The organism is Streptomyces sp. NPDC006687 (genome assembly GCF_040636215.1).
Classification (GTDB): domain Bacteria; phylum Actinomycetota; class Actinomycetes; order Streptomycetales; family Streptomycetaceae; genus Streptomyces.
This window is the reverse complement of record NZ_JBEYJJ010000012.1, coordinates 109,321-130,120: the sequence shown is the minus strand read 5'-3', so window position 1 is coordinate 130,120 and position 20,800 is coordinate 109,321. Positions and strand designations below refer to the sequence as shown.

Annotated in this window: 20 protein-coding genes; 15 read left to right on the top strand and 5 right to left on the bottom strand. The window is 74.3% G+C overall.

All coding sequences use genetic code 11. From position 1 onward, the window contains the following. Positions 1–7: 7 nt before the first annotated feature. Complete coding sequence (locus tag ABZ716_RS17440) at positions 8–796, top strand: 3-oxoacyl-ACP reductase (protein ID WP_358812418.1); 789 nt, start codon at positions 8–10, stop codon at positions 794–796. Positions 797–817: 21 nt separating this feature from the next. On the opposite strand, the gene ABZ716_RS17435 is transcribed toward ABZ716_RS17440, so the two are convergent. Continuing rightward, the gene (locus ABZ716_RS17435) at positions 818–2,011 is read right to left on the bottom strand and encodes an amino acid deaminase/aldolase (RefSeq protein ID WP_358959806.1); all 1,194 of its coding nucleotides are present in this window, start codon (positions 2,009–2,011) and stop codon (positions 818–820) included. A gap of 141 nt (positions 2,012–2,152) precedes the next feature. Between ABZ716_RS17435 and ABZ716_RS17430 the strand changes: the two genes are divergently transcribed. From ABZ716_RS17430 to ABZ716_RS17420, 3 genes are read left to right on the top strand one after another with little or no spacing between them, the layout of a single operon-like run. Further along, positions 2,153–2,968 (top strand): hypothetical protein, encoded by an 816-nt coding sequence (locus ABZ716_RS17430; RefSeq protein WP_358959803.1) that lies wholly within the window; start codon positions 2,153–2,155, stop codon positions 2,966–2,968. After that, entirely contained in the window at positions 2,965–4,200 is a 1,236-nt protein-coding gene (gene mycP / locus ABZ716_RS17425; protein WP_358812415.1) for a type VII secretion-associated serine protease mycosin, read from the top strand. Before ABZ716_RS17430 ends, mycP begins: the two co-directional genes overlap by 4 nt. 2 nt (positions 4,201–4,202) lie before the next feature. Next, on the top strand, positions 4,203–4,943 hold the full coding sequence (locus tag ABZ716_RS17420) for an SseB family protein (RefSeq protein ID WP_358959800.1): 741 nt from the start codon (positions 4,203–4,205) through the stop codon (positions 4,941–4,943). Positions 4,944–5,040: 97 nt separating this feature from the next. Here ABZ716_RS17420 and ABZ716_RS17415 read toward each other — a convergent pair whose 3' ends face one another. Next, positions 5,041–5,406, bottom strand: coding sequence for a DUF1844 domain-containing protein (locus tag ABZ716_RS17415; RefSeq protein WP_351885728.1), 366 nt, complete (start codon positions 5,404–5,406; stop codon positions 5,041–5,043). 325 nt (positions 5,407–5,731) lie between these two features. On the opposite strand from ABZ716_RS17415, the gene infC reads away from it, so the two are divergent. The 9 genes from infC to ABZ716_RS17370 all read left to right on the top strand — a co-directional run bounded on the left by infC (position 5,732) and on the right by ABZ716_RS17370 (position 15,680). After that, positions 5,732–6,460, top strand: a complete 729-nt coding sequence (gene infC / locus ABZ716_RS17410; protein WP_358812413.1) for a translation initiation factor IF-3 — start codon at positions 5,732–5,734, stop codon at positions 6,458–6,460. A gap of 102 nt (positions 6,461–6,562) precedes the next feature. Then, a complete protein-coding gene (gene rpmI / locus ABZ716_RS17405) occupies positions 6,563–6,757 on the top strand; it encodes a 50S ribosomal protein L35 (RefSeq protein WP_030387121.1) in 195 nt (64 codons plus the stop codon). Between the two features lie 103 nt (positions 6,758–6,860). Next, the gene (gene rplT / locus ABZ716_RS17400) at positions 6,861–7,247 is read left to right on the top strand and encodes a 50S ribosomal protein L20 (RefSeq protein ID WP_007263143.1); all 387 of its coding nucleotides are present in this window, start codon (positions 6,861–6,863) and stop codon (positions 7,245–7,247) included. A gap of 140 nt (positions 7,248–7,387) precedes the next feature. Next, a complete protein-coding gene (locus ABZ716_RS17395; protein ID WP_351885722.1) occupies positions 7,388–8,245 on the top strand; it encodes an RNA methyltransferase in 858 nt (285 codons plus the stop codon). A 55-nt stretch (positions 8,246–8,300) separates the two neighbouring features. Then, entirely contained in the window at positions 8,301–9,437 is a 1,137-nt protein-coding gene (locus tag ABZ716_RS17390; RefSeq protein WP_358959798.1) for a HAMP domain-containing sensor histidine kinase, read from the top strand. Between the two features lie 160 nt (positions 9,438–9,597). After that, positions 9,598–10,725 carry a phenylalanine--tRNA ligase subunit alpha gene (pheS, locus tag ABZ716_RS17385; protein ID WP_351885716.1) on the top strand — a complete coding sequence of 376 codons (1,128 nt, stop codon included), beginning with the start codon at positions 9,598–9,600 and terminating at the stop codon, positions 10,723–10,725. Continuing rightward, complete coding sequence (gene pheT, locus ABZ716_RS17380) at positions 10,725–13,253, top strand: phenylalanine--tRNA ligase subunit beta (protein WP_351885713.1); 2,529 nt, start codon at positions 10,725–10,727, stop codon at positions 13,251–13,253. The genes pheS and pheT overlap by 1 nt, the downstream gene beginning before the upstream one ends. A 506-nt stretch (positions 13,254–13,759) precedes the next feature. Continuing rightward, entirely contained in the window at positions 13,760–15,097 is a 1,338-nt protein-coding gene (locus ABZ716_RS17375) for a transcriptional regulator (RefSeq protein WP_358959795.1), read from the top strand. 52 nt (positions 15,098–15,149) lie between these two features. Continuing rightward, the gene (locus tag ABZ716_RS17370) at positions 15,150–15,680 is read left to right on the top strand and encodes an NUDIX domain-containing protein (RefSeq protein ID WP_358959792.1); all 531 of its coding nucleotides are present in this window, start codon (positions 15,150–15,152) and stop codon (positions 15,678–15,680) included. 88 nt (positions 15,681–15,768) lie between these two features. Here ABZ716_RS17370 and ABZ716_RS17365 read toward each other — a convergent pair whose 3' ends face one another. Further along, the gene (locus ABZ716_RS17365) at positions 15,769–16,671 is read right to left on the bottom strand and encodes a 3-hydroxybutyryl-CoA dehydrogenase (RefSeq protein WP_351885702.1); all 903 of its coding nucleotides are present in this window, start codon (positions 16,669–16,671) and stop codon (positions 15,769–15,771) included. 155 nt (positions 16,672–16,826) lie between these two features. Between ABZ716_RS17365 and ABZ716_RS17360 the strand changes: the two genes are divergently transcribed. Continuing rightward, positions 16,827–18,095 carry a family 10 glycosylhydrolase gene (locus ABZ716_RS17360; protein ID WP_358959789.1) on the top strand — a complete coding sequence of 423 codons (1,269 nt, stop codon included), beginning with the start codon at positions 16,827–16,829 and terminating at the stop codon, positions 18,093–18,095. 43 nt (positions 18,096–18,138) lie between these two features. On the opposite strand, the gene ABZ716_RS17355 is transcribed toward ABZ716_RS17360, so the two are convergent. Continuing rightward, complete coding sequence (locus ABZ716_RS17355) at positions 18,139–18,354, bottom strand: DUF1918 domain-containing protein (protein ID WP_351885696.1); 216 nt, start codon at positions 18,352–18,354, stop codon at positions 18,139–18,141. 59 nt (positions 18,355–18,413) lie between these two features. Continuing rightward, the gene (locus ABZ716_RS17350) at positions 18,414–19,331 is read right to left on the bottom strand and encodes a DMT family transporter (protein WP_358959787.1); all 918 of its coding nucleotides are present in this window, start codon (positions 19,329–19,331) and stop codon (positions 18,414–18,416) included. Between ABZ716_RS17350 and ABZ716_RS17345 the strand changes: the two genes are divergently transcribed. Beyond that, positions 19,330–20,769, top strand: coding sequence for a PLP-dependent aminotransferase family protein (locus ABZ716_RS17345; protein ID WP_358812407.1), 1,440 nt, complete (start codon positions 19,330–19,332; stop codon positions 20,767–20,769). The genes ABZ716_RS17350 and ABZ716_RS17345 overlap by 2 nt on opposite strands. The last annotated feature ends 31 nt before the right edge of the window (positions 20,770–20,800 follow it).

Below are 20,800 nucleotides of genomic sequence, written 5' to 3'. Positions count from 1 at the left end.
GCCCATCATGACCACTGACACCGAGATCGTCTGCCGCCGCCTCGTCGGCCGTACCGCCGTCATCACCGGAGCCGGCAGCGGCATCGGCCTCGCCACCGCCCGCCGCCTGGCCTCCGAGGGCGCCAACGTCGTCTGCGCCGACATCGACCCCGCCGCCGGCAAGGCCGCCGCCGAAGAGGTGGGCGGTACCTTCGTCCAGGTCGACGTCACCGACAAGGAGCAGGTCGACGCCCTGTTCCAGACGGCCTTCGACACCTACGGATCCGTCGACATCGCCTTCAACAACGCGGGCATCTCGCCCCCCGACGACGACTCCATCCTCACCACCGAACTCGACGCCTGGCGCCGCGTCCAGGACGTCAACCTCACCTCCGTCTACCTCTGCTGCAAGGCCGCCCTCCCCTACATGCGGCGCCAGGGCCGCGGCTCCATCATCAACACCGCCTCCTTCGTCGCGATCATGGGCGCCGCCACCTCGCAGATCTCCTACACCGCCTCCAAGGGCGGCGTCCTCGCCATGTCCCGCGAACTCGGCGTCCAGTTCGCCCGCGAGGGCATCCGCGTCAACGCCCTGTGCCCCGGTCCCGTCAACACCCCGCTGCTCCAGGAGCTGTTCGCCAAGGACCCCGAGCGGGCCGCCCGCCGCCTGGTGCACATCCCGCTCGGCCGCTTCGCCGAGCCGACCGAGATCGCCGCCGCCGTGGCCTTCCTCGCCAGCGACGACTCCTCCTTCATCAACGCCACCGACTTCCTGGTCGACGGCGGCATCTCCGGCGCCTACGTCACCCCGCTCTAGGCGGACCCGCCGGCGGACCCCCTAAAGGAACGTCAGGCCCTCGCCGCGATAGGTCGGGACGGACGCGCGGACCCGGTCACCCGCCACCAGATGGAGGGTGTCGAACCGCTCGCACAGCTCCCCGGCCTTCGCGTGCCGGAACCAGACCCGGTCGCCGATCAGCAGATCGTCGGCCGGGCTGCCCAGCAGCGGGGTCTGCACCTCGCCCGCCCCCTCCTGCGGGTCGTAACGCAGCCCCGCGGGCAGGTACGGCACCGGAAGCCGGTCCGGCCCCGCCGCCCCCGACGCCGGATACCCGCCGCCCAGCACCGTCACCACGCCCACCCCCGGCCGGCGCACCACCGGCTGCGCGAACAGCGCGGCCGGACGCCCCCGGAAGGAGGTGTAGTTGTCGAACAGCCGCGGCACGTACAGCCCCGAACCGGCCGCGATCTCCGTCACCGCGGCCTCGGCGGCCGTCTCGGCCACACTCCCCGTACCACCGCCGTTGACGAACTCCAGCCCAGGCACCACCGACCGCACGGCCCGCACCACCTCGGCCCGCCGCGCGGCCAGCTCCCTGCGGGCCGCGCCCTGCATCAGCCGGATCATCCGCGACCGCACCGGCCGCCCCGCCACCGCGTCCCCGACCCCGGCCACGTGCCCCTCGTACGCCATCAGCCCCACCACCCGGAACCCCGGCCGGGAGGCCACCGCGCGCGCCAGCTCCGCCAGTTGGGCCGGCTCACGCAGCGGCGAGCGCCGCGCCCCCACCCGTACCCGCCCGCCGAGCAGCCGCAGCGAGGTGTCCAGCTCCAGGCAGACCCGTATCTCCTCGGCCCCTCCGGCGCGCGCACGGTCGATGAGGTCCAGCTGCGCGGGGTCGTCGACCACCACGGTGACGGCCGAGGCGAGCTTCGCGTCCCCCGCCAGCTCCCCGAACCCGGCCCGGTCCGCGGACGGATACGCGAGCAGCACGTCCTCGAACCCCGACCGCGCCAGCCACAGCGACTCCGCGAGGGTGTACGACATGACCCCCGCGAACCCGGGCCGGGCCAGCACCCGTTCGAGGAGCGCCCGGCACCGCACGGACTTGCTGGCCACCCGGACCGGCTTCCCGCCCGCCCTGCGCACCAGGTCATCGGCGTTGGCGTCGAAGGCGTCCAGGTCCACGATGGCCAGGGGCGCGTCGAGATGCGCGGTCGCCCGGTCGTACCGGGCCCGGTCCGAAGTCATGGGCGGCAGCTTGCCAGACCGCCGTACCGCCGGGTAGGGGTCCAGGGGGTCTCCAGGGGGCCACCGCCCCGGACCCGCCGCCTCCGGGGCCCCGTAGAGTACGGGCAGGCAGCCGTACGGAACGGGGGGCGGAGCCGCCGCATGACCACGACGACACCGCGGACCGAGGTCCTGGACGACCCCGGCCAGCCGCCGCCCCCGCCCCCCGGGCCCCGCCGCCACCCGGCCCGCGTCACCACCGCCGCCCTCTGCGCCCTGCTCGGCTCCGCCCTCCTCGCCGGGGGCGCCGCCACGACGTGGAGCCAGTACCGCGCCGGCCACCGCCCGCTGCCCCCCGACGCCGCCTACCGCACGGCCGCCTCGCTCTGGCACACCGCCCCCGCGGACGGGCTCCTGCCGCCCGTACTGGAGGACCGGGAGGCCGGCCCCGGCGGCGCGAGCCGCACCTGGACCCGGATCGCCCTCGCGCCCGACGCGGACTGCGCGGCCGCCCTGCCCGCCGACTGGCGCGCGGCGCTGACGGCCACCGGCTGCACCCGGGTGCTCCGCGCCACCTACACCGACTCCACCCGCAGCAGCCTGATCACCGTCGGCCTGGTCTTCACCCCGGCCGACGCCCGCACCATGGACGGCCTGCGCGGCCGCCTCCCCGCCCCGCCCGCCTACGAGTACGCCGACTCCCGCCGGGCCGCCTGGACGGCCGGGATCGTCGCCGAGGCCCCCGCCGTCGTCTACGCCGTCTCCGCCTTCGCCGACGGCCGCGCCATGGACGCCCCCGTCCCGGCCGAGGAGGCCGCCCGGCCGGGCGCCACCGGAACGGTCGCCGAAGCGGGGCTGGGCCATGAGGCCAAGGCCCTCGCCGTCCGCGTCGAACGCACCCTCGGCGCCCTCGCCGCACCCCCGCCCCCGGCGCAGGCCGCCGCGGCCCGGCAGCCCCGCCAGGAGACCCTCCGATGACCCGCACCACCCCGCCGGCCCCGGCCGTACACCCGGCCGCGCCGCCGCGCAGGACCGCCCTGCGGGCCGGCGGGGCCGTCGCCGCGCTGGCCGCGCTCCTCGCCGTCGCCGTCGCCCCGCCCGCGGCCGCCGACACCATCCGCGACCGCCAGTGGGGCCTGCTGGCCCTGCGCGCCGAGGAAGCCTGGGGCATCACCCAGGGCGACGGGATCACCGTCGCCGTCCTCGACACCGGCGTGGACGCCACCCACCCCGACCTCGACGGCCAGGTCCTGGCCGGCACCGACCTGGTCGGCATGGGCGCCGGCCGGGGCGACCGCGCCTGGGCCCGCCACGGCACGGCGATGGCCGGCATCATCGCGGGCCACGGACACGGCCCCGACCGCTCGCAGGGCGTCCTCGGGATCGCACCCCACGCGAAGATCCTCCCCGTCCGGGTGATCCTGGAGGAGGGCGACCCGGGCCGCGCCAAGGCCCGCGACTCCAAGTCCGGCGCCCTCGCCGAGGGCATCCGCTGGGCCGCCGACCACGGCGCCGACGTGATCAACCTCTCGCTCGGCGACGACAGCGACTCCGCCCACCACGAGCCCGCCGAGGACGAGGCCGTCCAGTACGCCCTCGGCAAGGGCGTGGTCGTCGTCGCCTCCGCGGGCAACGGCGGCGAACGCGGCGACCACACCTCCTACCCGGCCGCCTACCCCGGTGTCATCGCGGTGGCCGCCGTCGACCGCCAGGGCCACAAGGCCCCCTTCTCCACCAGCCACTGGTACGCCACCGTCAGCGCCCCGGGTGTGGACGTGGTCATCGCCGACCCGGACCGGGCCTACTACGAGGGCTGGGGGACCAGCGCCGCCGCCGCCTTCGTCTCCGGCGCCGTGGCCCTCGTCAAGGCCGCCCACCCGGGCCTGTCACCGGCGCAGGTCAAGAAGCTGCTGGAGGACACCGCCACCGCCCGCCCGGCCGGCGGCCGCGACGACGCCCGGGGCCACGGCACGGTGGACCCGGTCGCGGCCCTCCAGTCCGCCGGCGCGCTGCGGCCCGAGGGCCCGCTGCCCGTCGCCGTCCCGGCCGGGCGGCGTTTCTTCGGCCCCGGCCCCGACCCGGTCCGCGCGGCCGGGCGGGGCTCCGGCGGGGCCGCCCCGGCGGCCGTCGCCGGGGGAGCGGCGCTGCTGGTGCTGGCGGCCCTGCTGGCCCGGCGCCCGCGCGCCGCACGGCGGGATAGGGTCGGTTGATTGTGGCCACCAAGAACATCCCGAACCCCGGTTTCTCCGACGACGACGGCACCGCCGATCCCCGGCTGAGCGCGGCCCTGGCCGCCTGGGCCGAGGACCGCTCGCGCGAGCCCGAGCTGCTGGCGGCGCTGAAGGACGCCCGGCTGCTGGTGCCCGTCGTGGCGGTGCTCGGCGAGGTCGAGACCGACCCGGAGACCGGGCTGAAGCGCGAGAAGACCAGCGACATGGCCGTGCCCACCCTGACGGCCGGCAGCCGCCGGGCGCTGCCCGCCTTCACCTCGCTGGCCTCGCTGGCCCTGTGGGACCCGGCGGCCCGCCCGGTGGCGGTCCCGCTGCACCAGGCGCTGGCCGCCGCCGCGCACGAGAAGGCCGACACGCTCGTCCTCGACCTGGCGGGTCCCGTCCCGTACCAGCTGACCGGCCCGGCGCTGCTCGCGCTGGCCGAGGGCCGCACCGACGCCGGCCCGCTGGCCGACCCGGCCGTCCGCGCGGCGGTACGGGCCGCGGTGGCCGCCGAGTCGGCCGTGCTCCGCGCCCACCTCGGCCCCGGCGGGGACTCCGCCGACGGCATCCTCGCCGTCGTGCTGGCCGAAGGGGCGCCGGCCGCTCCGGCGGTCCGCCGCGTCGCCGAGGCCCTCGCGGCGGACGAGACCCTGCGCGGGCGCCTCGTCCGCGGCCTGGACCTGGCCCTGCTGCCGGCGGACGCCCCGGTCCCGCCGGGCGAACCCCTCTTCACGCGCTGAGGCGGGGGCCCGTACGGGCCCCGGGTACGCCGGAGGGCCGCCCGCGCCATCTGGCGGGCGGCCCTCCGGGCTACAAGCGGAATCCTGCGGTGGAAGGTCAGGCGTAGACCGGGCCCGTGAACTTCTCGCCCGGGCCCTGGCCCGGCTCGTCCGGTACGAGGGACGCCTCGCGGAAGGCCAGCTGGAGCGACTTGAGGCCGTCGCGCAGCGGGGCGGCGTGGAAGGAGCTGATCTCGGTGGCGCTGGCCGTGACCAGGCCGGCCAGGGCGTTGATGAGCTTGCGGGCCTCGTCGAGGTCCTTGTGCTCGGAGTCGGGCTTGTCCAGGCCCAGGTTGACCGCCGCGGCGCTCAGCAGGTGGACGGCCACCGTGGTGATGACCTCGACGGCCGGGACGTCCGCGATGTCGCGGGTCATCTCGTCGTAGTCGGGAACGGTGGAATCGGAGGGCGTCGCGTCAGTCATGCCCACCACGATAGGTCGTGCGGCGGCCCTGCCCCGCGTGGGGTAGTATGGACAGCGACCGGCCGGACACGTATGTGCCCGGCCCACAAGTGGAGGCTCCGATCTCCCACCCGACCACCCTCCGGGGCGGCGGGTCATCCGGTCAGGCGGTATCCATCGTTCCGTACGGACGATGGAAAGCCGCCGATCTGCGCCCCGCGGTTCGCACGCGGCGGTGCTCCGGTTGTTTTGGAGCCCCTGCCTGTGCCCGGCGGGGCATTTTTCATTTCTCCGCCGCGGTCGGTCTGACGACACAAAGACGTCAGCGGCTGTCTGCCAGGCAGCCGTGTGGTGCTACCGAGGAGGATCCATCAGCACCGAGCCCCGCATCAACGATCGGATTCGAGTCCCTGAGGTGCGACTCGTCGGTCCCAGCGGCGAACAGGTGGGCATCGTCCCGCTTGCGAAGGCGCTTGAGCTCGCACAGGAATACGACCTGGACCTGGTCGAGGTCGCGGCCTCCGCTCGCCCGCCGGTCTGCAAGCTCATGGACTACGGCAAGTTCAAGTACGAGTCGGCCATGAAGGCCCGTGAGGCGCGCAAGAACCAGGCGCACACGGTCATCAAGGAGATGAAGCTCCGGCCGAAGATCGACCCGCACGACTATGACACCAAGAAGGGTCACGTCGTTCGGTTCCTCAAGCAGGGCGACAAGGTCAAGATCACGATCATGTTCCGTGGTCGCGAGCAGTCCCGGCCGGAGCTCGGCTACCGACTGCTGCAGCGTCTCGCGGAAGACGTCCAGGACCTCGGCTTCATCGAGTCGAATCCGAAGCAGGACGGCCGAAACATGATCATGGTCCTCGGTCCGCACAAGAAGAAGACCGAGGCGATGGCCGAAGCCCGCGAGGCGCAGGCCGCCCGCAAGGCCGAGCGCCAGGGTGGTGCCGCCGCCGAGGCCGCTCCGGCCGACGTGGAGTCCACCGAGGCGGAGTCCGCCGAGGTCGAGGCCACCGAGGCCGAGTCCACCGAGGTGGCCGCCGACGGCTCTGCCGAGGCGAACACCGAGGACTGATCCCGAGGCACTCCGTCTCGGATCACCCACACAACATGACGCTCCCGCCAGCCGGTCCGTACGGACCGGTGGGAGCGCCACCGACGAGGAGATAACGGCGCTATGCCGAAGAACAAGACGCACAGCGGTTCCAAGAAGCGCTTCAAGATCACCGGCTCCGGCAAGGTGCTCCGTGAGCGCGCCGGCAAGCGCCACCTGCTCGAGCACAAGTCGTCCCGTGTCACCCGCCGCCTGACCGGCACCGCGGAGATGGCCCCCGGCGACGCCGCGAAGATCAAGAAGCTTCTCGGCAAGTGACGTCCCTCCGCTCCCGGCGACCGGGAGCGGGACGTCAAGACCGGGACCCCATCGAATTCGGGCCGTGTGAAGACAACCACGGCCCCGCTACAAGGAGTAAAAAGTGGCACGCGTCAAGCGGGCAGTAAACGCCCACAAGAAGCGCCGGGCGATCCTCGAGGCGGCCTCCGGCTACCGCGGTCAGCGTTCGCGCCTGTACCGCAAGGCCAAGGAGCAGGTCACCCACTCGCTGGTCTACAACTTCAACGACCGCAAGAAGCGCAAGGGCGACTTCCGTCAGCTGTGGATCCAGCGCATCAACGCCGCTGCCCGCCAGAACGGCATGACGTACAACCGCCTCATCCAGGGTCTGAAGGCCGCCAACATCGAGGTGGACCGCAAGATCCTGGCCGAGCTGGCCGTCAACGACGCCAACGCGTTCGCCGCGCTGGTCGAGGTCGCGCAGAAGGCCCTCCCGGCCGACGTGAACGCGCCCAAGGCCGCCGCGTAAGGCATTCGCCGGCCCCGTTGGACAGTGGCCGGCACCCACGGACCCGCAGGCGATCGCCTGCGGGTCCGTGTGCGTTCGCCCCGCCCCGCGCGGCCGCGCCGCCCACTCCCCGCGACCCCCCGAGAGAGAACCCCGAGACGATGCCCACCCCCGCCGAGCTGATCTCCCCCCGATCCCCGCGGGTGGCCGCCGCCCGGCGGCTGGCGCGGCGCAACTTCCGCACCAAGGAGCGCCGCTTCCTCGCCGAGGGCCCCCAGGCCGTCCGCGAGGCGGTCGCCCACCGCGGGCCCCAGGGCGCGACCCTGATCGAGCTGTTCGCCACCGTCGAGGCCGCCGAGCGCTACGCCGACATCGTCGAGGCCGCCCTGCTGGGCGGGGCACGGGTGCACTACGCCTGCGACGAGGTGCTCGCGGAGGTCTCGCAGACCGTCACCCCGCAGGGGCTCGTCGGCGTCTGCCACTTCCTGGACTCCCCCTTCGAGGAGATCCTGGCGGCCGGGCCCAAGCTGGTCGCCGTCCTCGCCCACGTCCGCGACCCCGGGAACGCCGGCACCGTGCTGCGCTGCGCCGACGCCGCCGGAGCCGACGCGGTGGTGCTGACCGACGCCTCCGTCGACCTCTACAACCCCAAGTCCGTCCGCGCCTCCGTGGGCTCCCTCTTCCACCTCCCGGTGGCCGTCGGCGTCCCCGTCGAGCAGGCCGTGGCGGGGCTGCGGGCGGCGGGGGTACGGATCCTCGCGGCGGACGGGGCCGGGCAGGACGACCTCGACGCCGAACTGGACGCCGGCACCATGGGCTCCCCCTCGGCCTGGGTCTTCGGCAACGAGGCGTGGGGCCTGCCCGAGGAGACCCGGGCGCTGGCGGACGCCGTCGTACGGGTGCCGATCCACGGCAAGGCCGAGAGCCTGAACCTGGCCACCGCCGCCGCCGTGTGCCTCTACGCGTCGGCGCGTGCACAGCGGGCGCCCGGAGGGTGCCGCTCCGTGACCCCCAGCTAGTAATGTGGCCGTCCGGGTGCCCACTGCGCGGCCCGGAGATGTGGGGTACGGGGACATGACCGTCGGCACGAACAGCTCGCCGGGGGCCGCCGGCGCGGCAGAGCAGCGGTCCGGGAACGTCCCCGCGCCCCCGGAGGCGCGGCGTCCCCCCGGTTTCGCCCTGGACCCCGACGAACTCCCGGACGGGCTCGTCGTCGCCGACCACACCGGGCGGGTCGTCTGCTTCAACCGGGCCGCCTCCCGGATCACCGCCATCGCCGCCGGCCGGGCCCTCGGCGCGCGCATCGAGAGCGCGCTGCCGCTGGAGGACCTCGAAGGCCGCCGCTGGTGGACGCTGACCGACCCCTACGGCGGCCTCGCCACCCGGCGCGGCCAGCCGGAGCGGAACCTGCTGCTCCCCGGCGGCCGCGAGGTGCTGGTCTCCGCCGCGTACGTACGGACCCACCCCACCGGCCCGCTCAGCCGCCTGGTCGTCACCCTGCGCGGTACCGAGGCCCGCCGGCGCACCGAGCGCAGCCACGCCGAGCTGATCGCCACCGTCGCGCACGAGCTGCGCTCTCCGCTGACCTCCGTCAAGGGCTTCACGGCGACCCTGCTCGCCAAATGGGAGCGGTTCACCGACGACCAGAAGCGGCTGATGCTGGAGACCGTCGACGCCGACGCCAACCGCATCACCCGCCTCATCGCCGAGCTCCTCGACATCTCCCGGATCGACTCCGGCCGCCTGGAGGTGCGCCGGCAGCCCGTGGACATCGCCGCGGCCGTCGGCCGGCACGTCCAGGCCCTCACCGCGAACGGCCAGGCCCCCGAACGGTTCCTCGTCCGCGTCAGCCACCCGCTGCCCGACCTGTGGGCCGATCCGGACAAGATCGACCAGATTCTCGGCAACCTCCTCGAAAATGCGGTGCGGCACGGCGACGGAACGGTCACCATCGACGTATCGCCGTACGAGAAGGGAACAGCCGTCACCGTGACCGACGAAGGCCCCGGGATCCCCGAGGAGTCGATGGGCCGCGTCTTCACCCGCTTCTGGCGGGGGAGCAAGCGCGGCGGCACCGGCCTGGGCCTGTACATCGTCAAGGGCATCGTGGAGGCCCACGGCGGGACGATCACCGTCGGGCGCGGGCCCGGCGGCGGCGCGGAGTTCCGATTTATGCTGCCCGTGAGCGCGCCGGCCTACCTCACCCAGTAACCCTGCGGGAGTCTCGCCAGGCGGCCCACGGGCTTCCTCACCCCCGGCGGCCCTTAGACTCGTCCTTTGGCACCTTTGTGTCCTTGTGCCGATCACGCCGAATCGAGTCGCGCGCGTCGTGCGGGGACCCACCAGCCAGCCATCGGAAGTACGGGAAGAGATGTCGGCACCGAACAAGTCGTACGACCCTGTCGAGGTCGAGGCACTGAAACCGGAAGAGATCGAGCGCATGCGGGACGAGGCGCTCGCCGCCTTCGCGTCCGCCGGCGACCTCGACGAGCTCCGCGAGGCGAAGACCGCGCACATGGGCGACCGCTCGCCCCTCGCGCTCGCCAACCGCGAGATCGGCGCCCTGCCGCCCCAGGCCAAGGCCGAGGCGGGCAAGCGCGTCGGACAGGCCCGCGGCGCCGTGAACAAGGCGTTCGGCGCCCGGATGGCCGCCCTGGAGGCCGAGCGCGACGAGCGGGTGCTGGTCGAGGAGGCGGTGGACGTCACGCTGCCCTACGACCGCGTGCCCGCCGGCGCCCGCCACCCCCTGACCACGCTGATGGACCGCATCGCGGACATCTTCGTCGGCATGGGCTACGAGGTCGCGGAAGGCCCCGAGGCCGAAGCGGAGTGGTTCAACTTCGACGCCCTCAACTTCACGCCCGACCACCCCGCCCGCCAGATGCAGGACACCTTCTTCGTCCAGGGGCCCGAGGGCACCCAGGGCGACGAGTCCGGCGTCGTGCTGCGCACCCACACCTCCCCGGTGCAGGCGCGCTCGCTGCTGGAGCGCAAGCCCCCCGTCTACATCGTCTGCCCGGGCCGGGTGTACCGCACCGACGAGCTCGACGCGACGCACACCCCGGTCTTCCACCAGGTCGAGCTCCTCGCCGTCGACGAGGGCCTGACCATGGCCGACCTCAAGGGCACCATCGACCACATGGTCAAGGAGCTCTTCGGCGAGCAGACCACCACGCGCCTGCGCCCGCACTTCTTCCCGTTCACCGAGCCGTCCGCCGAGATGGACATGCAGTGCTACGTCTGCCGCGGCGCCTCGGTGGGCAACCCCGACCGCCCCTGCCGTACCTGCTCCAGCGAGGGCTGGATCGAGCTCGGCGGCTGCGGCATGGTCAACCCCAAGGTGCTCGTCGCCTGCGGGGTGGACCCCGAGAAGTACAGCGGGTTCGCCTTCGGGTTCGGCATCGAGCGGATGCTGATGTTCCGCCACAACGTTGAAGACATGCGAGACATGGTCGAGGGTGACGTCCGTTTCACCCGGCCGTTCGGGATGGAGATCTGATGCGGGTCCCGCTTTCTTGGCTGCGGGAGTACGTCGACCTCCCCGCGGGTGAAACCGGCCGCGACGTCGCCGCCAGGCTCGTCGACGCCGGCCTCGAGGTCGAGACCGTCGAGCAGCTCGGCGCCGGGCTCAAGGGCCCCCTCGTCGTCGGCCAGGTGCTGACCATCGAGGAGCTGGAGGGCTTCCGCAAGCCCATCCGCTTCTGCACGGTCGACGTCGGCCAGGCCAACGGCACCGGCGAGCCGCAGGAGATCGTCTGCGGCGCCCGGAACTTCTCCGTCGGCGACAAGGTCGTCGTGGTCCTGCCCGGCGCCGTCCTGCCCGGCGACTTCGCGATCGCCTCGCGCAAGACCTACGGCCGGACCTCGCACGGCATGATCTGCTCCGGCGACGAGCTCGGCATGGGCGACGACGGCACGCACGGCATCATCGTGCTGCCGCCGGAGTACGAACCGGGCACCGACGCGATCGAGCTGCTCCAGCTCGTCGACGAGGTCCTGGACATCGACATCACCCCGGACCGCGGCTACTGCATGTCGATGCGCGGTGTGGCCCGCGAGGCCGCCACCGCCTACGGCCTGCCGCTGCGCGACCCGGCGCTGCTGGACGTGCCCGCGCCGAACTCGTACGGCTACGCGGTGACGATCTCCGACCCGCAGGGCTGCGACCGCTTCACCGCCCGCACGGTGACCGGCCTCGACCCCGAGGCGCGCTCCCCGATCTGGCTCACCCGCCGCCTCCAGAAGGCCGGCATGCGCCCGATCTCGCTCGCCGTGGACATCACCAACTACGTGATGCTCGAACTCGGCCAGCCGCTCCACGCGTACGACCGCTCGCGCCTCGACGGCGCCCTCGGTGTCCGCCGTGCCGAGCAGGGCGAGAAGTTCACCACCCTCGACGGGGTCAAGCGCACCCTCGACGCCGAGGACCTGGTGATCACCGACAACAGCGGCCCCATCGGGCTCGCCGGTGTCATGGGCGGCGCCAACACCGAGATCGCCGACTCCGTCACCGACCCGGAGACCGGCGCCGTCACCGGCACCACGGACGTGGTCATCGAGGCCGCGCACTTCGACTCCGTGTCGATCTCGCGCACCGCCCGCCGCCTGAAGCTGTCCTCGGAGGCGTCCAAGCGCTTCGAGCGGGGCGTCGACCCGATGGCCGCCGCCGCGGCCGCGCAGCGCACCGTCGACCTCCTCGTGCTGCTCGCCGGCGGCACCGCCGAGGCCGGGGTCACCGAGCTCATCGCCCCGGGGGCCCCGCGCACCATCGCGATGCGCGCCGACCACCCGGACCGGGTCGCGGGCATGGAGTACGGCCGCGAGACCGTCGTACGCCGCCTCCAGGAGATCGGCTGCGACGTCTACGGCCAGGACGAGCTCGTCGTCACCGTCCCCTCGTGGCGGCCCGACCTCGCCGCGCCCAACGACCTCGCCGAGGAGGTCATCCGCCTGGAGGGCTACGGGAACCTCCCCTCCACCCTCCCGCAGGTGCCCTCCGGCCGCGGTCTGACCCCGCGCCAGCAGCTGCACCGCCGTGTCGGCCGCGCCCTGGCCGGCGCCGGCTACGTCGAGGCGCTCAGCTACCCGTTCATCGGCGAGGGCGTCCTCGACCAGCTCCAGCTGCCCGCGGACGACGCGTGCCGCCGGGTCGTCAAGCTGGTCAACCCGCTCTCCGACGAGGAGCCGGCGCTGCGCACCACGCTGCTTCCGGGCCTCCTCGGCGCGCTGCGCCGCAACGACAGCCGCGGCAGCCACGACCTGGCGCTCTTCGAGACCGGCTCGGTCTTCCTGGGCGGCGACCGGCCGGGCACCGCCGTACGGCTGCCCGTCGACCGCCGTCCCACGGACGAGGAGATCGCCACCCTGGACGCGGCCCTGCCCGCGCAGCCGCGCCACGCCGCGGTCGTGCTGGCCGGTGCCCGCGAGCAGGCCGGCTGGTGGGGGAAGGGCCGTCCGGCGGACTGGGCCGACGCGGTCCAGGCCGCCCGCGCGCTGGCCGTCGAGGCCGGTGCCGAGCTGACCGTCCGCCAGGGCCAGTACGGTCCGTGGCACCCCGGCCGCTGCGCCGAGCTGGTCGTCACCCTCGACGGCGCCGAGACGGTCATCGGCCACGCCGGCGAGCTGCACCCGCGCGTGGTCAAGGCCCTCGGCCTGCCGGCGCGCACCAGCGCCATGGAGCTCGACCTCGACCGCCTCGCGGCGGCGGGCGGCGAGGCCCTCCAGGCGCCCCGGATCTCCACCTTCCCGGTGGCGACCCAGGATGTCGCGCTGATCGTCGACGCCTCCGTCCCGGCCTCGGCCGTGGAGGCCGCGCTGCGCGAGGGCGCCGGCGAACTGCTCGAATCGCTGCGGCTGTTCGACGTGTTCACCGGTGAGCAGGTCGGCGCGGGCAAGAAGTCCCTCGCCTACGCGCTGCGCTTCCGCGCGCCCGACCGCACCCTGACCGCCGAGGAGTCCACGGCCGCGCGCGACGCGGCGGTGGCCCTCGCGGGCGAACGCACCGGGGCGGTGCTGCGAGGCGCCTGAGCCGTCGTCAGCACCCAGCGTTGAGGGGCCCGTCCGGATCACCGGACGGGCCCCTCGGTCATGGCGGGGCCGGTGCGGCCGGACCGGCCCGGGCTGGGGGGAGTGGAACGACCCGGGCCGGTCCGGCGCGACCGGCGGCGCCGCTGCCGCACCGGGCCGGTGGAAGAGCCCGGTGCGGAACCGGCCCGGCTCCGGGCGGGCGGCCCGGCGACCAACCGGGCGGCCCCCGCGGAGCCGTGGTGCGCCGCCCGCCTGCCATGGAGTGTCGGGCAGACAGCAAGGCGGGCGGCGCGGTGCCGGGTCGTCGCACTGTACGAGGGGGAGCCGACGACCGGGCGGCCTCTTGGTGAGGCCCTTAAGTGAAGCGCGGCGCGGCCCCTCCGCGGCAGGGTGCGCATCGCATTTATGCGCGTTCTCGGTTCACACCCCGTGTGATTTGTCCGCACCGCGCCCCGCGCGCACCGCTCAGCCACTAGCCTGAAGCGGACGAGCCCTTGGAGGGGCCCATGCAGCCCAATGCCCTGCTCGACGCCCTCCTCGCCGAGGCGGGCATCTCCCACGCCGGACTCGCCGCGCACGTCAACCAGGCGGGACGCTCCCGCGGACTCGCGCTGCGCTACGAACACACCGCGGTCTCCCGCTGGTTGAAGGGGCAGCGCCCGCGCGGCCAGGTGCCCGACCTCATCTGCGAGGTGCTGGGCGGACGCCTGCGACGCCCCGTCGGCCTGGACGACATCGGGCTCGGCGTCCCCGGCCGGGCGACCGCGCACACCACGCCGCTCAGCGGCTTCGTGGACCGGGCCACCGCCCTGTGGCGCTCCGACGAGCTGGGCCGGCCCGCGCAGCTCACCGCGGAGGCCCTCACCGGCACCCCCGCCGTCATCCCCGTCTGGGAGTGGGAGAACCCGCCCGAGGACGCCGACGTCTCCCGTACGGGCCCGCACCGCATCGGCCCCGAGCACATCGAGATCCTCCGGGCCGCCCGCGCCCACTACGAACTGATGTACCGCCGGGCCGGCGGCATGGCCACCCGGGCCCGGATCGTCCGCTTCCTCGGCAGCGAGACCGCCCCCATGCTGCGCGGCAGTTACCCCGACGACCTCGGCCGGCGGCTGCACCGCGCCACCGGCTCCCTGGTGGCGGTCGCGGGCATCTGCGCCTACGACTCCGACGCCCACGGCCTGGCCCAGCGCTACTTCCACCAGGCGCTGCGCCTGGCCAAGGCCAGCGGGGACCGGGGACTGGGGGCGTACGTGATCGCCCTGCTGGTCAACCAGTCCCTGCACCTGAGGGACTTCCGCCAGGCCGTGGCCTTCGCGGAGGCCGCGCTGCGGACGGCCGGCGGCCGGATCACCCCGGCGCTGGCCGCCGACCTGCACGCGATGCAGGCCAAGGCGTACGCCCAGCTCGGGGACGCCGCGGCCGCGCTGGCCTGCATCCGGCGCGCCGAGGCCGCCGCCGAGCGGATCCGGCCGGGCGCCGAGCCCGCCGAGACGGGCTACGTCCAGCCCGGGCTGGTCAACGTACAGGTGGCGGAGGCGCTGCTGAGCCTGGGCGACCTGGACGCCGCGCACGCGCAGGCGGCCGAGGCCGCGGGAACCCCGGCGCACGACCGGGGCAGGGTGCACCGCCTGGCGATGCTCTGCGAGATCCAGCTGCGCCAGGGGGAGGCGGACCGGGCGGTGGCCTCGGCGGCCGAAATGGCCGAACGCGCCCAGGGGATGGAGTCGCTGCGGCTGCGCGACCGGCTGCGGGCGGTCCGCGAAGCGCTGCTGAGCAGCGGCTGCGCCGGGGCGGAGGAGACCGCCGGCCTCATCGACGGGGCGCTGCGCGTTCCCCTGTGACGGCCCCAGCTGCTGCCATGTTGCCACCTACGAACCGGAAGGCGGCAATACCGTGCAGTGGACGAACCGGAGCGAACAGACCGTGTACAAGAACCGCTGGTTCGACGTGAACCTGGCGGACGTGGAACTCCCCGACGGCCGACACCTGGACCACTTCGTCATCCGGCTGCGGCCGGTGGCCGTGGCCACGGCCGTCAACGAGGCCGACGAGGTGCTGCTCCTGTGGCGGCACCGGTTCATCACCGACAGCTGGGGCTGGGAGCTGCCCGCCGGGGTGGTCGAGGACGGGGAGTCCGTCGAGGCGGCCGCCGCGCGGGAGATGGAGGAGGAGTCGGGCTGGCGGCCGGGCCCGCTGCGCCACCTGATGACCGTCGAGCCCTCCAACGGGCTGACGGACGCCCGCCACCACCTCTACTGGACGGAGGAGGCCACCTGCACCGGCGAACCGCAGGACGCCTTCGAGTCCTCACGCCGCGCGTGGGTCCCGCTCAAACTGGTCCCGGACATGATCGCCCGCGGCGAGATCCCGGCCGCCAACATGGCCGCCGGCCTCCTCCTGCTCCACCACCTCAGGCTGGGCTAGCCGCCCTCGCGGAGGCACCCCGGCCCTCGGCCGCACCCCGGCCGCCGTGCGGGCGGCCGGGGTCCTTCCCGCACGCGCGGCCGGCGGCTCAGCCGTACGGGTAGAAGCCCGAGCCCGTCTTGCGGCCCAGGCGGCCGGCGTCGACCATGCGCTGGAGCAGCGGGGGAGCGGCGTACAGCGGCTCCTTGTACTCCGTGTACATCGAGTCGGCGATCGAGGCGATGGTGTCGAGGCCGATCAGGTCGGACAGCTTCAGCGGGCCCATGGGGTGGGCGCAGCCCAGCTCCATGCCGTTGTCGATGTCCTCACGGCTGGCGATACCGGACTCGAACATCCGGATCGCCGACAGCAGGTACGGGACGAGGAGGGCGTTGACGACGAAGCCGGACCGGTCCTGGGCGCGGACGGCGTGCTTGCCCAGCACCTCCCGCACCAGGGCCTCGGACCGCTTGACGGTCTCCTCGCTCGTCGTCAGGGCCGGGATCAGCTCCACGAGCCGCTGCACGGGCGCCGGGTTGAAGAAGTGGATGCCGATGACCTGGTCGGGCCGCGAGGTCGCGACGGCCAGCTTGACCAGCGGGATCGAGGAGGTGTTGGAGGCGAGGATCGCGTCCGGGCGGGTGATCACCTGGTCGAGGACCTGGAAGATCTCCGTCTTGACCTGCTCGTTCTCCACGACGGCCTCGATGACGAGGTCACGGTCGGCGAACTCGCCGAGATCGGTGGTGAAGGTGAGGCGGGCCAGGGTGGCGTCCCGCTCCTCCTCGCTGATCTTGCCGCGTTCGGCGGCCTTGGTCAGCGAGTTGTGCAGCCGGGTACGCCCGATCTCCAGGGCCTCCCCGGTGGTCTCGGCGACCTTCACCTCAAGACCGCTGCGGGCGCACACCTCGGCGATGCCCGCGCCCATCTGGCCACAGCCCACCACGCCGACCCGGGTGATGTCGGTCGGGAGGGTAGAGAGGTCCGTCACATCGTGCCTTTCGCTGCTCATCCATCGCGGGTCCCCCGTTGTTCGGCAGTGGTAACTGCACCCCGGCGCCCGCCACGCCCCCCGACGTTACTCCCGTCCTTCCCGCCGGTGACCGGGCGGGGCGGGCATGCTGGGCCTTCGCGAAGCGTTGTCACGCACAGGAACGGAATCATCACATGACGTACATCGGACGGCGGGAGCTGCTGGCGGGAGCGGCCGGAGCGGTGGCCGTGGCGGCGGGCGCGGGTGGCGCCCATGCGGTCCCGGCCGGCGGACGCGGGCCGGCGCGCCCCGCGGGCGGAGGAGGGGGCGGGGCGGCGGTCCGGGAGTTCCGGGGGATGTGGATCGCGACCGTGACGAACCTGGACTGGCCCTCGGCGTCCGGCCTCACCGCCCGGGAGCAGCGCGCCCAGCTGACCGCCCTCCTGGACACCGCCGTGCGGCGCCGGCTGAACGCGGTGGTCCTCCAGGTCCGGCCCGCGGCGGACTCCTTCTGGCCCTCGGCGCGTGAGCCCTGGTCGCAGTGGCTGACCGGGACGCAGGGCAAGGACCCCGGCTGGGACCCGCTGGGAACGGCCGTCACCGAGGCGCACGCGCGCGGCCTGGAGCTGCACGCCTGGTTCAACCCGTACCGGGTGGCCAACCACACCGACCCCTCCCGGCTCGCGGCCTCGCACCCGGCCCGCCGCAACCCCGACTGGGTCGTTCCGCACGGCGGCAAGCTGTACTACAACCCCGGACTGCCCCAGGTGCGGACCTTCGTCCAGGAGGCGATGCTCGACGCCGTCTCCCGCTACCCGGTCGACGGCGTGCACTGGGACGACTACTTCTACCCGTACCCGGTGGAGGGGGAGTACTTCGACGACGACGACGCCTACGCGGAGTACGGCGCCTCCTTCGGCACCCGGGCCGCCTGGCGCCGGCACAACACCGACACCCTGGTGTCCGAGATGGCGCAGCGGCTGCGCCAGGTCCGCCCGGAGGCGCGGTTCGGCGTCAGCCCGTTCGCGGTGTGGCGCAACCGGGACACCGACCCGATGGGCTCACCGACCCGGGCGGGCGTCCAGACCTACGACGACCTGTACGCGGACACCCGCAAGTGGGTCACCGAGGGCTGGCTGGACTACATCGTGCCGCAGGCGTACTGGCACATCGGCCACCCGCAGGCCGACTACGCGGACATCGTGCCCTGGTGGGCGCGGACGGTCGCGGGCACGGGCGTGGACCTCTACGTGGGCGAGGCCCTGTACCGCTGCGACGCCGAGAGCTCCACGCCCGCCTGGCGGGATCCGGCGGAGCTGTCGAAGCACCTGACCTTCGCCAAGCGGTACGCGGAGGTCCGCGGCCACGTCTACTTCTCGGCGAAGCAGGTGGTCGCGGACCCCAACGGTGCCATGGCCCGGGTCGTCTCGGACCACTACCAGTCGGTGGCGGCGCCGCGCTGACCGGATGCCGGACGCGCGCCGGCCCGGCGGCTCATCCGGCGGGTCAGCGCCAGGGGGTGGACGTGCCCTCGGGCCTGTCCGGGTGGCGCACCACGCAGTCGGGGCCCGGGGACATCACGGCGTCGTGTCCGTCCCTGAAGTGCACCCGGTACGGGGGAGCGCCGTCCTCGCCCAGCACCTCGACGATCTCGCCCACCCTGTCGTGCTGGCCCACGATCCTGCCGTGCTGCACCAGCTGGTCGCCCTCGGTCGCTCGCATCTGCTGACCTCCCTCGGAACAGGTCCGGTCCGGTGCCAGTAGTTTAGGCCGATCCGGGGCTATTTGACCCGTTGGGTGACGGTGATGCAGACCAGGACCGCCCCGGCGGCCAGCGGGGTCGCCGGGGAGAGCCGCTCGCCCAGCAGCGCCACCGACCAGACCAGGGTCAGCAGCGGCTGGGCGAGCTGGAGCTGGCTGGCGCGCGGGGCGCCGATCGCGGCCATGCCCCGGTACCAGACGTAGAGCCCGAGGAAGGTGGAGCCGGCCGCGGCCCACCCCAGGCCGGCCACTCCGTGCCAGGTCAGGTGCACCGGCTCGGAGGCGAGCCCGAGCAGGGAGCCGGCCGCCGAGAGCGGCAGGCACAGCACCAGCGCCCAGCCGATGACCTGCCAGCCCGGCATCAGCCGGGCCAGGCGGCCGCCCTCGGTGTAGCCGGCGGCGCACACCAGCAGCGCCCCGAACAGGTAGGCGTCCCCGGCGGAGAGGGCGCCGCCGCTCTGGGCCAGGGTGAAGGCGAGGACCACCAGGGCGCCGGCGACCGCCGCCGCCCAGAAGGCGCGAGGGGGCCGGGTCCCGGTGCGCAGCGCCGACAGCGCGGCGGTGGTGAGCGGCAGCAGGCCCACCACGACGGCGGCGTGCGAGGTGGTGGAGGTCCGCAGGGCGAGAGTGGTCAGCAGCGGGAAGCCCACGACCACCCCGCCGGCGACGACGGCCAGCCCGGCCCAGTGCGCCCGGTCCGGCAGCGGCACCCGCCCGGCGAGCAGGAAGGCGCCCGCGATGACGGCGGCCAGGACGCTGCGCAGGGCCACCAGCGACCACGGGCCGAAGCTCTCCAGGCCCCAGGCGGTGGCGGGGAAGGTCAGCGAGAAGGCGACCACCCCGAGGAGGGCGAGGATGGTACCGCTGCGGCCGGCGCTGCGGCCCTCCGCCTGGACCGCTATCGGGGCGGGGAGAGTAGCGCTATTCTTTGCTGTCATGTACGAGCGTAGCAGCGTGGCCGAACTGGCGGAATCCCTGCGATCGGAGCTGGACCGCTATCCTGTGGGTGGAAAGCTCCCGTCGAGCCGCGCCCTGGTCGAGCGCTACCGCGTCAGCCCCGTCACCGTCTCCCGGGCCCTCGCGCAGCTCGCCGCCGAGGGGCTCGTCGTCACCCGGCCCGGCGCCGGGGTCTACCGCGCCCACCCCCGTACGGCCGGCCCCGCGCCCGGCGACACCTCCTGGCAGGAGGTCGCCCTGAGCGCCGAGGGCGCCGGGGAGATCGTCCCGCGTTCGGTGGACGCCTCCGGGGTGCTGGTCTCGCTGGCCCAGCCGCCGCCGGGGGTCATCGAGCTCAACGGCGGCTACCTGCACCCCTCCCTCCAGCCCGAGCGCGCCATGGCCGCCGCCCTGGCCCGGGCCGGACGCCGGCCGGGGGCCTGGGGGAGGCCGCCCGTGGAGGGGCTGCCCGAGCTGCGCGACTGGTTCGCCCGGGAGATCGGGGGCGCGGTGGGGGCCCTGGGCGCCGCCGATGTGATGATCACCGCGGGTGGGCAGAGCGCCCTGACCACCGCCCTGCGGGCGCTGGCCCCGCCCGGCGCGCCCGTGCTGGTGGAGTCGCCCACCTACCCCGGGCTGCTGAGCATCGCCCGCGCCTCCGGCTGCCGGCCGGTGCCCGTCCCGGTGGACGCCGACGGGGTGCGGCCCGAGCTGCTGGCCGCCGCCTTCGAAGCCACCGGCGCGCGGGTCTTCGTATGCCAGCCGCTGTTCCAGAACCCGACCGGGGCCGTCCTGTCGGCCGAGCGGCGGCCCGAGGTGCTGCGGATCGCGCGGGCCGCCGGGGCCTTCGTGATCGAGGACGACTACGCCCGCAACCTCGCCCACGAGGACGCCGGCCCCCTGCCCGCGGCACTGGCGGCCGAGGACGCCGACGGGGTCGTCGTCCACGTCCGCTCCCTGACCAAGGCCACCTCACCCAGCCTGCGCGTGGGGGCCCTCGCCGCCCGGGGCCCGGTCCTGGACCGGCTGCGCGCCATCCAGGTGGTGGACAGCTTCTTCGTGCCCCGCCCACTCCAGGAGGCCGCCCTGGAACTGGTCGGCGCCCCCGCCTGGCCGCGCCACCTGCGGGCCGTCGCCGCCGAGCTGCGCCACCGCCGCGAGGTGCTCGCGGGCGCCCTGCGCCGGGAGCTGCCCGGGGTGCGGGTCCCGCACCTGTCGCACGGGGGCTACCAGCTGTGGGTGCGGCCCGGGGGCGGCGGGAGCGACGCCGAGTTCGCGGCGGCGGCCCTGCGCGCCGGGGTCGCCGTCGCGCCCGGCCGCCCCTACTTCTGCGCCGAGCCGCCGGCCGCCTACGTCCGGATGAGCTTCGCCGGGGTCTCGGGCCCGGGGGAGCTGGTGGAGGCCGTCCAGCGCCTGCGCGCCGGGCTGCACCAGCCGTGACCTGCGGCGGCCGCGCGGGCAAACCCGTTGA

What these genes read in the sequence shown, in the direction of transcription:
- ABZ716_RS17440 (WP_358812418.1), top strand. Translation starts at nt 8, where the DNA reads ATGACCACTGACACCGAGATCGTCTGCCGCCGCCTCGTCGGCCGTACC.
- ABZ716_RS17435 (WP_358959806.1), bottom strand. Translation starts at nt 2,011, where the DNA reads ATGACTTCGGACCGGGCCCGGTACGACCGGGCGACCGCGCATCTCGAC.
- ABZ716_RS17430 (WP_358959803.1), top strand. Translation starts at nt 2,153, where the DNA reads ATGACCACGACGACACCGCGGACCGAGGTCCTGGACGACCCCGGCCAG.
- mycP (WP_358812415.1), top strand. Translation starts at nt 2,965, where the DNA reads ATGACCCGCACCACCCCGCCGGCCCCGGCCGTACACCCGGCCGCGCCG.
- ABZ716_RS17415 (WP_351885728.1), bottom strand. Translation starts at nt 5,406, where the DNA reads ATGACTGACGCGACGCCCTCCGATTCCACCGTTCCCGACTACGACGAG.
- rpmI (WP_030387121.1), top strand. Translation starts at nt 6,563, where the DNA reads ATGCCGAAGAACAAGACGCACAGCGGTTCCAAGAAGCGCTTCAAGATC.
- ABZ716_RS17395 (WP_351885722.1), top strand. Translation starts at nt 7,388, where the DNA reads ATGCCCACCCCCGCCGAGCTGATCTCCCCCCGATCCCCGCGGGTGGCC.
- ABZ716_RS17390 (WP_358959798.1), top strand. Translation starts at nt 8,301, where the DNA reads ATGACCGTCGGCACGAACAGCTCGCCGGGGGCCGCCGGCGCGGCAGAG.
- pheS (WP_351885716.1), top strand. Translation starts at nt 9,598, where the DNA reads ATGTCGGCACCGAACAAGTCGTACGACCCTGTCGAGGTCGAGGCACTG.
- pheT (WP_351885713.1), top strand. Translation starts at nt 10,725, where the DNA reads ATGCGGGTCCCGCTTTCTTGGCTGCGGGAGTACGTCGACCTCCCCGCG.
- ABZ716_RS17375 (WP_358959795.1), top strand. Translation starts at nt 13,760, where the DNA reads ATGCAGCCCAATGCCCTGCTCGACGCCCTCCTCGCCGAGGCGGGCATC.
- ABZ716_RS17365 (WP_351885702.1), bottom strand. Translation starts at nt 16,671, where the DNA reads ATGAGCAGCGAAAGGCACGATGTGACGGACCTCTCTACCCTCCCGACC.
- ABZ716_RS17360 (WP_358959789.1), top strand. Translation starts at nt 16,827, where the DNA reads ATGACGTACATCGGACGGCGGGAGCTGCTGGCGGGAGCGGCCGGAGCG.
- ABZ716_RS17355 (WP_351885696.1), bottom strand. Translation starts at nt 18,354, where the DNA reads ATGCGAGCGACCGAGGGCGACCAGCTGGTGCAGCACGGCAGGATCGTG.
- ABZ716_RS17345 (WP_358812407.1), top strand. Translation starts at nt 19,330, where the DNA reads ATGTACGAGCGTAGCAGCGTGGCCGAACTGGCGGAATCCCTGCGATCG.
- ABZ716_RS17350 (WP_358959787.1), bottom strand. Translation starts at nt 19,331, where the DNA reads ATGACAGCAAAGAATAGCGCTACTCTCCCCGCCCCGATAGCGGTCCAG.